The following is an 11,142-nucleotide window of genomic DNA, read 5'->3' on the forward strand; positions in this document are numbered from 1 at the left end:
GGTAGGCTATACTAGCAAGGCGAAACGCTGTGCGTCCGGTATGGAGTTTGGCGATGAATATTTTTGGGATAGGAATTCCAGAACTGGTCCTCATTCTCATCGTTGCACTCATCCTCTTTGGCCCAGAAAAAATGCCAGAAATTGCCGCGGCAATCGGCCGGGCTGTTCGCGACTTCCGCGCTGCCACCCAGGAGCTAACGGCTGACTTTCAGTCAAGCCTGCAAGAACTTCAGGCCAGCGCGGCCGAAGTGAAGGATACGGTATTGGATGTCGGGCAGTCAGCGCGCGCAGTCTTAACTGAACCGGTGACTGCAGTGACCAGTACTGTGACTGGCTTCTCACCAGCACACACCGCAACGGACGGCACAGTAACCACAACTGCTCCGGAGAGTGGTATTGCGGCGCTACCTGCTGCGCCTGCAGAACTGCCGCCTGAGCCGACGAAGCAGGATCCCCTCGCTGATCTTGCCGTTCTCGACCGCTTAGTCGCCCCGCGCGATCACGAAGGGTAATGGCATATTTAGCCGAGAACATGATCGGGAATGCGTGTGCCAATCCACACGTACACGATCCCTGTTGGTGTCGTGCGGTGCTGCCATGCTCCCTGGAGCATGGGATGATTGAGAAGCGCTGGCATGTGAAGGAGCGTCGCTGGCGAAGCCTGAAGCACGCGCTGCAGGAGTCGTATTGGCCAGTATCGAGGGTGCCAGCTCGTAAGCTTTGCGGCGACAACGACAACGATGTTGCCTCCTGGGGATAAGACACGGGCAATCTCGTTCGCAGTTTCGGGGTCAAGGATATATCCCGAAGGGAAGGTACAGAAGATTGCACTGCATGTTCCACTGCGGAGGGGAAGCGCACGCGCGTCTGCACAGAGATAAACGACCATCGTATGCTTCTTTTTAGCTTGACGGAGCATTGCCCGCGAGCGATCAATGCCGATAACCAGGCGTGCTCGCGGCTGCAGGAGCGCGGAGAGGGCTCCTGTTCCACAACCAAGCTCAAGGACACACTCGCCAGCAATGTCGTCAAGGGCACACGTCTGCCATTCACGCCAGGCTGAACCGAAGAGCAGCCAGACCAGCGGATCGTACAACCGTGCGCCGCGCGAGTAGAGCCATTCAAGACCGCGATAGAGCCATTGATATGCCATGATTGCCACAGTGAGTGTATCGTGCTGCCGTTCCAGTACGCGGCCAATCTGGGAGAGCACTGTGGAGGATTGTGGAGCCGTGCATTTTCTCGTGACGAGTGTCGATCCACAAAGCTATGCGCGGACGGGTCAGCTGCTGACCCGTCGTGGCGCTGTGCAAACACCCACGTTCATGCCAGTTGGCACCCAGGCAACGGTCAAATCGCTGACTCCTGATGAAGTGCGACAAACAGGGGCCGAGATTGTTTTGGCCAACACCTATCATCTCATGCTCCGTCCGGGCGTCGAGGTGATCGAAGCAGCTGGTGGGCTCCACCGTTTCACTGGCTGGCAGGGCGTTTTCCTCACCGATTCAGGTGGCTTTCAAGTCTACAGCCTCGCTCCGCTGCGGCGCATTACCGAAGCAGGCGTCACATTTCGCTCTCATATCGATGGCAGTATGCACGAATTAACGCCTGAATTCGCTGTTGAGCTTCAACTGCGCTTTGGGAGTGACATCCTGATGCCGCTCGACGACGTTGTCGGTTACACCGAAAGCCAACGGCAACGTGAGGCCATGGAACGCACACACCGCTGGTTGCAACGCGCAGTGCATTACTTCCACGAACGGACGTGTGAGCAGGCTGTGCTCCAGCGTCCTTTGCTTTTCGGCATTGCCCAAGGTGGCTTCGACATCCAACTACGTCACGAAAGCCTCGCATTTGTCGCAAGCCTACCAGTTGATGGGATCGCCGTTGGCGGGCTGAGTGTTGGCGAGCCGAAACCACTCATGTTCGAACTCCTCGAAGCGTTAGCACCGTCGCTGCCGCACGATCGACCACGATACCTGATGGGAGTTGGTGATCCGGAAGATCTTTGGAATGCTGTCGCGCTCGGTATTGACCTCTTCGATTGCGTTCACCCAACGCGCCTTGCTCGTCATGGCTCGCTGTTTACGCGTCAGGGCCGCATTGATATCACCAGCGCGCGCTTCCGTTTCCAGTTTGACCCCGTCGATCCCACCTGTGACTGCGTCACCTGTCAGCACTTCAGCGCGGCATACCTCCATCATCTCTTTCGTGCTCGGGAGTTGCTTGGTCTCCGGCTGGCGTCAATCCATAACTTGCGCTTCATGCAACGCATCATGCAGGAAATTCGGACATCGATCCAGCGAGGCTGTTTTCAGACGGCAAGACGAGCATTCCTCGACGCGTATCGAGATGGAGCTGGGAGGGAGGAGCGCCATGGCTGAGCACGAGCAGGCTTCTTTACACTGTCTCGTCTTCGGCCGTGTGCAGGGGGTTGGCTTCCGCTTCTTCGTCCAGGACCGTGCGCGAGAGCTTGGGCTCGTAGGGTGGGTACGGAATCGGCCAGACGGCCGCTCGGTTGAAGTCTATGCTGAAGGACCACGCAGCGCACTTGAGCAACTCCGTCATGCCCTGCACAGTGGGCCTCCGGGCGCATGGGTTGAGCGCGTTGAATGCACCTGGGGCGAGGCGACAGGCGCCCAGCGAGCATTTGAAATCCGGCGAACCTAGGCTGTGGCGTGTAGGATAGGCAGCGGTATGGTGCTGCCACCTGCCGCGGCATGGGCTGGGAGATGGGGGACAATGGCATCAATCGCGATTATTGGTCTTGGCTATGTTGGCCTGGTCTACGGAGCAGCCTTCGCAGATCTTGGCAATCAGGTCGTCGGTGTTGATATCGATGCGGATAAAGTCGCTCGGTTGCAACGTGGCGGTATCCCAATCTACGAGCCCGGCCTCGATGAACTGATTCGACGGAATCGCGAGACCGGCCGCTTGCGCTTTACCACGCGCTATGAGGAGGCCGTGCCAGAAGCCGAGTTCGTCTTCATCTGCGTCGGCACACCGTCAACGCTTGATGGCGATGCCGATATGCGGGCTGTTCGTGCTGCTGCGCTGTCAATTGGCCAAAACCTGCGAGGCCACACGATTGTCGTCAACAAAAGCACAATGCCAATTGGATCTGGCGATCTCGTGACTGCGCTGATTGAGCAAGTCAAGCCCGCCGATGCTACCTTCGCTGTAGTGAGCAACCCGGAGTTCCTACGCGAAGGCTCAGCGGTCTACGACGTGTTTCACCCGAGCCGCATTGTGCTTGGTGCAGAGGATCGCCAGGCAGCGGAACGTGTTGCTGACTTGTACCGTGTCCTTCAGGCTCCGATCCTCATCACTGATCGGCGCAGTGCAGAGATGATCAAATATGCTTCGAATGCGATTCTGGCTACCCGAATTAGCTTCATTAATGAGATCGCGCAGATCTGTGAGCAACTTGGCGCTGACGTGACGGTTGTTGCAAAGGGAATGGGTTACGACCCCCGGATCGGCCCACTCTTCCTCGAAGCGGGCATCGGATTTGGCGGTAGCTGCTTCCCAAAGGATGTGCGTGCACTCATGTCCATGGCTGAACAAGCTGGCTGTCATCCGCAGTTGTTGCACGCTGTGCTCGAAATTAACCAGGACCAGCGCCGCCGCTTTGTTCGCAAGCTACAAGAGTTACTCGGCGACTTGCACGGCAAACGAATTGCGCTTTGGGGGCTTGCCTTCAAACAAGATACCGACGATATCCGGGAATCGCCGGCCATTGATATCTTGCGCATGCTACTCCAGCGCGGAGCAGAAGTGCGTGCGTATGACCCGGCAGCGATGCCCCATGCTGCGGCGGTCGTTCCTGAGGCATCATACGTCTCAGACGCGTATGAGGCGGTCATCGATGCCGACGCACTGCTCATTGCCACACCATGGAACGAGTTTAAGCAAGCCGATCTTGCGCGTGTTCGAACACTAATGCGCCAGCCGGTGTTGTTGGATGGCCGCAATATTTATGATCCGGCTGAAGCACGGCGCCTTGGCTTTACCTATGTGGGGGTGGGGCGTGGAGTATGAGCCAATTTGGGACCCTGATGCCACCGGCCCAGTTGAGGTTGGCGTTGATGCCATTGAGATTGAGCGGATCCACCGTGCCATAACGCGGTTTGGCGACCGTTTTCTCAATCGGATTTACACCCCCCAGGAACGTGAACGCTATCGGGGGCGCATTGCCGAGCTTGCCGCGCGGTTCGCAGCCAAAGAAGCCGTGATGAAGGCACTGGGTACGGGCGTTCGCGGGGTGCGCTGGCGCGATATTGAGATTCTCAGTAACCGCCGGGGAAAGCCCATCGTCGTTCTCCACGGCACAGCCCGCGCGCGAGCGGCGCAGCTTGGTCTCCGGCATGTTGCGATCTCGCTGACGCATGCACGTGCTTTCGCCATTGCGGTTGTTGCTGTAACTCGGCAGGCAGCGCTGAGTGAAGGGGAGCAGAACAATGCGTAAGCTCTGCACTGTTGCAGAGATACGTGAAGCTGAAGCTGCGGCTGTTCGTGCCGGTGTGAGTCTGGCTACGTTGATGCGTCGCGCCGGTGAGGCGGTGGCCTCCGTTGTCCTCGCTCGATGGAAGCGTGCGACGCCGGGAACTGTCCTCGTTCTAGCAGGACCCGGGAACAATGGCGGCGATGGGCTCGTGGCAGCTGCAACCCTCGTCAAACATGGCTGGCATGCGCTGGTTTGGGGATGGCGTCGCACTGAGCCTGGCGATATTCCTGCCGAACCCGAGCAAACGCGACAGTTTCACTGGGTTGCTGACGACCAACTTGATGCTGCGATCGCGACGGCTGATGTCATCCTTGATGCCGTATTCGGCATCGGTGGAAAGCCGGATCTGCCAGAGCCAGTTGCCGCCGCATTTTCGTCGGCTTACCGTGCACGCCAGGCACGCGGTGTGCCACTTGTCGCTGTTGACGTGCCCTCTGGCGTTGATGCAGAGAGCGGGGCGGCCAGCGAACACGCCTTCCGTGCCGACGTTACGGTTATGCTTGGTTTGCCCAAAATTGGCTTGTACCGTGCACCAGCGCTGCGCTACGCCGGGGAGCTTGTCTTGGAGGAGATCGGACTGCCCGAACCGCCAGCGGACGGTGCCGGGCCGTGGCTCGTTACTGAGGAGGATGTCCGCGCCTGGCTTCCACGCCGCGAGGCTGATACCCATAAATGGCGCGTTGGTTCGGTTTTAGTTGTCAGTGGTGCCCCGACATTTTACGGTGCGCCGCGCTTGGCAGCGAGTGCAGCCGCGCGGGCTGGCGCGGGTGTTGTAACGTTAGCTGTGCTGCGTTCACTGATTCCGGCGATCGCACCAGCATTGCCTGAAGTGACCTATATTCCCTTGCCAGAAGGCGAAGTTGGGGCAGGGGCGCGAATGGCTGACCTCGTGCGCCAGGATTTGTCAAAGTATCGTGTCCTGCTTGTTGGCCCAGGGTTGGGACAGGAGCCACCGGTCGGCGAGTTTCTAGCCCATCTCTTCGGACTTCGCGGCGCTACTCGACCCATCGGCTTTGGCGTTTCAGCCTCGACGACTCGCTCCTCCATCGAACCGTTTACTGGACAGACCGTCATCGATGCAGACGGCCTAAACTGGCTTTCGACACAACCGCAGTGGTGGGAATCGCTTCGACAGGCACAGTTGATCTTGACGCCACATCCTGGGGAATTAGCCCGGCTTCTTCAGACCGACACTGCCACGCTGCTCGGCGATCCCTGGCAGCACGCGCGCGAGGCCGCACAGCGCTTTGGGCAGCATGTGCTCTTCAAGTATGGCCATGCGACCGTTGCCTGCCCTGATGGTCGGCTGCTCCTTGCGCCACAGGTCTTGCCAGCGCTTGCCACGGCAGGAACGGGCGATGTCTTAGCGGGGATTACCGCAGGACTCTATTGCCAAGGACTCGAACCAGACAAAGCAGCAGCGGCAGCGGTGTGGGTGGGCAACGCTGCCGCACAGCGAGCGATTAGCCGGCATGGAACACTCAGCCTCGTTGCCAGCGACCTCGTCGCTGAACTATCGGGGACGCTTGCCGACCTGTATGAACCGTCCTGGTGATCAGTACCCGATGAGAAGCGTTGATCGGGCCTAGGCAACACCTTCCTGCTGTTCTTGCTGCCGACGCAGTTGCTCGACGTCTTCGCGAACAACGAACGTCCGGCCCGACATCTCATCGCGGACATACTTGAGCTTGCGCTCGTCCATCCAGCGGTAAATGGTCGGGCGCGTAACGCCGAGTTCTTGCGCAGCACGGCCAATGCTGAGCAGTTCGGCCGGCTCGTACGCTCGAAACTTTGCTTGTGAAAGCAAACGGCCGAGGTTTGTTTCCCAGAAACTGCGTGGGACAGTGTAATCCTGTGCTCCTGGAGCCCAGAAAAGCACTTGGAGTACCAGCTCGATATTGTCGAGAATGCGTTCCCGTGAATCCTGTGCCCGCCCTTGGGCCACGAGAGCCAGGCGCTGCAGAATTTGCCCCAGCGGCCCATCGCGGAGTTGTTCGAGCGTCAGATGCTGTGCAGCCGCCGGATACAATCGTGACATCAGGCGGTAGTACTGCGAGTAAAGTAATTGGAGGGCCTCGTCAATAACGCGCTGGTAGTCCAGTCCCTCGTTTTCCACTTGACCCCCTCTGCGGTATCCCGCACGGTTATTGTACGTACTCATTTTACGAACAGATGGGAGAGTCGTCAATCTCTTGATTTCGTTCGCGCCTGTTCTCTTTCCGTGTCACCCGTGTCATACTGTGAGCAGGAAGGGGGCCAGCTTCGGGGTTCAATGGCTGTCCTGTTCCGTCTGCTGGGGTATCTGAAGCCATATTGGAAGACGCTTTGTACTGGGTATCTCTTCCTCCTCGCTGCAATTGCCGCCCAACTCACTGCGCCGCAACTGACCGCCTGGGCGATTGATACGGGCATTGCCAAACATCAGCCAGCGATTCTGGCAATTGCGACTGTGGCAATTTTGCTCGCCGGTCTGGCGCAAGGGGCACTCACGTATTCGCGCAGTTACGCGTTTCAAGCACTCGCTGAGCGGATCGCAGCAAGGCTGCGGGAAGAGCTGTATGCTCACTTGCTCTACCTCTCTCCCAGCTTTTTCGATGTGACATACACCGGCCAGCTCATGGCACGACTGACGGAAGATATCAGTGCGATTCGCCGCTTCTTCTGGTTCAGTCCCCGGGTCATTCTGCAAAGTGGTGCAACACTGACGGCGATTGCCATCGTGCTCTTTTCGATGGATGCGCGACTCGCTGCGTTAACCCTCGGGTTCGTTCCGTTCCTTGCACTTGCGACCGGCGTGTTTAGCGCTACAATGCGGCATTTGTATCTCGCAGTGCAGCAACAGTTTGGCGTTGTCACAACGAAGTTGCAGGAAAACCTGGCGGGCGTTCGTGTTGTCCGTGCTTTTGCTCGCGAAAACTGGGAGATTGATCGTTTTGCCCACGAGCTCGATAGCTTGCAACGCCTGTCGCTTCGGGTTGCCTGGTGGTCGGCTGGCTACACTGCCCTCGCTGCACTGCTTGGCAGTAGTGGCACAGCCTTGCTGCTCTGGTACGGCGGCCATGAGGTCTTAGCTGGGCGCTTAACTGTTGGCAAACTCACGGCTTTCTATTTCTTTGCACTCTTAACCGTGCAACCAGTACGACTGCTCGGCTCGATTGTCAGTAACGTCGCACGGGCGATTGCCGCAGGACGACGGATTTTCGAAGTCCTCGATACTGCACCAACGATTCAAAGCCCGGCCAATGGCAAAGATGCGAGCCACATTCGTGGGGCAGTTGAGTTCCGCCATGTCGTGTTCCACTATGATCAGCAAGGGCCGCCAAGCTTGCTCGATGTCGACTTTGCGGTGCCCCCTGGCGCTCATGTCGCCCTTGTTGGTCCAACTGGCTCTGGGAAGACGACGGTCACCGCCCTCATCCCTCGCCTGTACGATCCCTCTGAGGGTGCTGTCTTGATCGACGGCGTCGACGTGCGCGAGTATGACCTCGCTTCGCTTCGACGCGCGATCGCAGTTGTGCAGCAAGAGCCGTTGCTCTTTGCCATGAGCATTCGTGAGAACATTGCCTTTGGCCGCCCTGATGCGACTGAGGAAGAAATCATTGAGGCAGCACGGCTTGCCCAGGCGCATGATTTCATCATGGCCCTGCCGGACGGCTATGACTCGCTGGTTGGTGAACGCGGGGTATCGCTCTCGGGTGGACAAAAGCAGCGCATTGCCTTAGCCCGCGCCATTTTGATGAATCCGCGCATTCTGATTCTCGATGAGGCAACGTCGAGCGTTGACGCGGAAACCGACAGTGCGATCCAGGCGGCGATTGCTACTGTCCTGCAAGGCAGAACGGCGTTCATTATCGCCCACCGACTTTCAACGCTCGAGCATGCTGACATCATTTTTGTCATGGATCACGGGCGGATTGTTGAACGTGGCACACATGCTGAGCTCTTAGCACGTGGCGGTCTCTATGCGCGTCTGTACTTCACGCAGCAGGCAGAGCAGGACGTGATTGGCGAGGGTGTTGATTGGGCGGGAGAGGCACTCCAGTGGCAGCAGACACAGCCGCGTCGCGGATAACGCCAACGAACCGGCAAGCGATTCTTCAGCTCACTGCCCGACTGTTTCGCTACCGGCACATGGTGCTCCTCGCCGCATGCCTCATGCTCCTCAGCGCGCTTGCTGATCTCCTCGTCCCGTATCTGTTTGGACTCGGTATTGATATTGTTCGTGCTCAGCGGAGTTTCTTTGGCCTGGGCGGGAGCCGTGGGCTCAATGCCGCAGCACTCTTGCTGGTTGGCGTGCTCGCTGGCCGTTTCGTAGCCAATATCGGGCAACTGTATTTCACGCAAGCGGTTGGCCAGCAACTGGTGTATGACCTGCGACTCGAGTTATTTGCTCACCTGCAACGCATCAGCCTCCGCTTTCTTGATCAGCGGGGTATCGGCGCTGTCATGTCACGGCTCCAGAACGATGTGAGTGTGATCAACGATCTCTTCAGCGATGGCTTGATTGGCGTGATCAGTGATCTCCTCACGCTTGTTGGCATCATTGTGGTCATGACTGTGACGAATTGGCGTCTCGCGCTGGTAGCCTTCGCCACACTGCCAGTCCTCGCCATTGGCACCGTCCTCTGGCAGCGTCGCGCCGTCGTGGCCTATCGGGCAGTGCGACTCGTTGTGGCCCGATTCAATGCGCACATCGCCGAGACAATTAACGGCATTCGGGTGATCCAGGCGTTTGTGCAAGAGCCACGCCAGCTTGCGAAACTCCGAGCGATCAACGCGGACTATCTTGAGGAGAGCCTGCGTGCTGCTCGTCTCTCCTCGATGCTCTTTCCAGCGGTGCAGGCAATGCAAGGCGTGGCAACCGCCTTGATCGTCGGCGTTGGTGGCTGGCTCGTCCTCGGCGGCCAGGCATTTACCATTGGCGAGCTCGTGACCTTCGCCGCGTATGTCTCGCGCCTGTATGACCCGATTCAGACGCTCGGCATGCGCTTTGATACCTTGCAATCAGCTTCGACAGGCGCAGAGCGCATCTTTGAGCTTCTCCGGGTCGGTCCGGATGTTGAAGAGCGCCCAGACGCAAAAGAGCTGCCGCCGATTCGTGGTGAAGTGAGCTACGATCATGTCTCCTTCGGGTATGGGCGGCAAGAAGTCCTGCACGACATTACCTTTGCCATTGCACCTGGCGAAACGGTGGCGTTAGTGGGAGAGACTGGCGCTGGCAAAACGACGATCGCGGCGTTGTTACCTCGCTTCTATGACGTGTGGAGTGGGGCTATCTGCATTGACGGGTACGATGTCCGCGATGTGACGCTGGCATCGCTGCGTCGCCAGATCGGCCTCGTGTTACAAGATACGTTTCTCTTCGCTGGCACTGTACTCGAGAACTTGACCTACGGTAATCCCAATGTTCCGTTTGACCGTGTCGTCGCCGTCTGTAAGGCAATTGGCCTCGATGCCATGATCGCTCGCCTCCCCCAAGGGTACGACACAGTGCTCTACGAACATGGTGGAGGGCTCTCAGTTGGACAGCGCCAGCTGATCACGATTGCACGCGTGCTGCTCGCTGACCCGCGCATCGTCATTCTTGATGAGGCGACTGCGCACGTTGATACGGAAACCGAATTGCTTGTCCAACGAGCGCTTCGTCTCCTGCTGGCTGGTCGCACAGCGTTGATCATTGCCCATCGTCTCTCGACAGTCCGGCATGCTTCACGGATTATCGTCTTGCATGAAGGCCGGATCGTGGAGAGTGGCCGCCACGAAGAATTACTCGCCCAGAATGGCTACTACGCGCGGTTGTACCGGCTGCAGCAACGACAGGCGAATGGCGTGTCAGCTGAAGCGGAGTGAGAGCTGAACTGGCTGCGTACTTGAATCCCAGACTACTGGTTGACCGCGACGCGGGAGTGCCCGAATGGGATTCGGTATTGCGCCAAGCGCAGTGCGGACGCACCGTTCAGCAATCTCCGGCGCGTTGTTCTGCTCTGAGAGATGCGCCAACCAGATCTCTTGGTGTGGGGCATGGACTGCGCGGCGGAGGGCCTGAGCACAGCTCTCGTTGCTGAGATGACCTAGCGGACTACTGATACGCGCTTTGAGCCAGGGCGGGTAGGGGCCGCGGCGGAGTAGTTCCGTATCGTAGTTGGCTTCGAGCACGAGGAGGTGAGCAGAGCGCAATGCCGTAACAACTTCTGTGGTCACGTTACCGAGGTCAGTGAAGAGTGCAATGCGTGTGGTCGCATCTTCAATGAGAAATCCCACCGGTTCTGCTGCATCGTGTGTAACGGGAATGGGATGAAGGACAATGTCCCCAAGGGTTAGAGGGACGCCGGGCTGAAGTAGCACCCAGTGCAAGCCGGTTCCCGGGTTCAGGGCCTGCCATGTCCCACGCGTGGCGATGATTGGGCGGGGATCGTCCTCAAGCAGTCCAGCTAAGCCGCGAACATGATCATGGTGCTCATGTGAGAGTACGATCGCCTGAACTGCCTGCATGCTTATACCACAGGCACGAAGGTGCCGCCGCACCGTTGTGCTCGGGAGCCCCGCGTCAAGCAAAATCGCTGTCGTCCCTTGGCGAATGAAAAACGCGTTGCCGCTGCTGCCACTGCCGAGGCAAATAATCTGCATCTACCTAA

The 11,142-nt window shown here is 58.4% G+C and carries 11 protein-coding genes; 8 read left to right on the forward strand and 3 right to left on the reverse strand.

Annotated features, from left to right (window positions below):
• The first annotated feature begins 53 nt into the window (after nucleotides 1-53).
• Entirely contained in the window at nucleotides 54-512 is a 459-nt protein-coding gene (tatA, locus tag N675_RS13730) for a twin-arginine translocase TatA/TatE family subunit (protein ID WP_051914524.1), read from the forward strand.
• Nucleotides 513-520: 8 nt separating this feature from the next.
• Here tatA and N675_RS09390 read toward each other — a convergent pair whose 3' ends face one another.
• A complete protein-coding gene (locus N675_RS09390; RefSeq protein WP_081886983.1) occupies nucleotides 521-1,153 on the reverse strand; it encodes a class I SAM-dependent methyltransferase in 633 nt (210 codons plus the stop codon).
• Between the two features lie 79 nt (nucleotides 1,154-1,232).
• Here N675_RS09390 and tgt point away from each other — a divergent pair, with 79 nt between their 5' ends.
• The 5 genes from tgt (at nucleotide 1,233) to N675_RS09415 (ending at nucleotide 6,062) form a co-directional block, all read left to right on the forward strand.
• Nucleotides 1,233-2,384 (forward strand): tRNA guanosine(34) transglycosylase Tgt, encoded by a 1,152-nt coding sequence (gene tgt / locus N675_RS09395; RefSeq protein ID WP_038039115.1) that lies wholly within the window; start codon nucleotides 1,233-1,235, stop codon nucleotides 2,382-2,384.
• Nucleotides 2,377-2,670 (forward strand): acylphosphatase, encoded by a 294-nt coding sequence (locus N675_RS09400; RefSeq protein ID WP_038039117.1) that lies wholly within the window; start codon nucleotides 2,377-2,379, stop codon nucleotides 2,668-2,670. Before tgt ends, N675_RS09400 begins: the two co-directional genes overlap by 8 nt.
• A 72-nt stretch (nucleotides 2,671-2,742) precedes the next feature.
• On the forward strand, nucleotides 2,743-4,041 hold the full coding sequence (locus tag N675_RS09405) for a UDP-glucose dehydrogenase family protein (RefSeq protein ID WP_038039118.1): 1,299 nt from the start codon (nucleotides 2,743-2,745) through the stop codon (nucleotides 4,039-4,041).
• Nucleotides 4,031-4,468, forward strand: a complete 438-nt coding sequence (acpS, locus tag N675_RS09410; protein ID WP_231577992.1) for a holo-ACP synthase — start codon at nucleotides 4,031-4,033, stop codon at nucleotides 4,466-4,468. The genes N675_RS09405 and acpS overlap by 11 nt, the downstream gene beginning before the upstream one ends.
• Nucleotides 4,461-6,062, forward strand: a complete 1,602-nt coding sequence (locus N675_RS09415; RefSeq protein ID WP_038039119.1) for a bifunctional ADP-dependent NAD(P)H-hydrate dehydratase/NAD(P)H-hydrate epimerase — start codon at nucleotides 4,461-4,463, stop codon at nucleotides 6,060-6,062. The genes acpS and N675_RS09415 overlap by 8 nt, the downstream gene beginning before the upstream one ends.
• 30 nt (nucleotides 6,063-6,092) lie before the next feature.
• Here N675_RS09415 and N675_RS09420 read toward each other — a convergent pair whose 3' ends face one another.
• On the reverse strand, nucleotides 6,093-6,623 hold the full coding sequence (locus tag N675_RS09420) for an excisionase family DNA-binding protein (protein WP_038039120.1): 531 nt from the start codon (nucleotides 6,621-6,623) through the stop codon (nucleotides 6,093-6,095).
• Nucleotides 6,624-6,779: 156 nt separating this feature from the next.
• On the opposite strand from N675_RS09420, the gene N675_RS09425 reads away from it, so the two are divergent.
• Both N675_RS09425 and N675_RS09430 read left to right on the forward strand, forming a co-directional pair.
• Nucleotides 6,780-8,579: an ABC transporter ATP-binding protein gene (locus N675_RS09425; RefSeq protein WP_051914526.1), complete on the forward strand. Its 1,800-nt coding sequence runs from the start codon at nucleotides 6,780-6,782 to the stop codon at nucleotides 8,577-8,579.
• Nucleotides 8,549-10,357 carry an ABC transporter ATP-binding protein gene (locus N675_RS09430; RefSeq protein WP_051914527.1) on the forward strand — a complete coding sequence of 603 codons (1,809 nt, stop codon included), beginning with the start codon at nucleotides 8,549-8,551 and terminating at the stop codon, nucleotides 10,355-10,357. The genes N675_RS09425 and N675_RS09430 overlap by 31 nt, the downstream gene beginning before the upstream one ends.
• Here N675_RS09430 and N675_RS09435 read toward each other — a convergent pair.
• Nucleotides 10,340-11,134 (reverse strand): MBL fold metallo-hydrolase, encoded by a 795-nt coding sequence (locus N675_RS09435; RefSeq protein ID WP_051914528.1) that lies wholly within the window; start codon nucleotides 11,132-11,134, stop codon nucleotides 10,340-10,342. The genes N675_RS09430 and N675_RS09435 overlap by 18 nt on opposite strands.
• Between the last annotated feature and the right edge of the window lie 8 nt (nucleotides 11,135-11,142).

Origin of the sequence: Thermorudis peleae (assembly GCF_000744775.1) — a bacterium.
Classification (GTDB): Bacteria; Chloroflexota; Chloroflexia; order Thermomicrobiales; family Thermomicrobiaceae; genus Thermorudis; species Thermorudis peleae.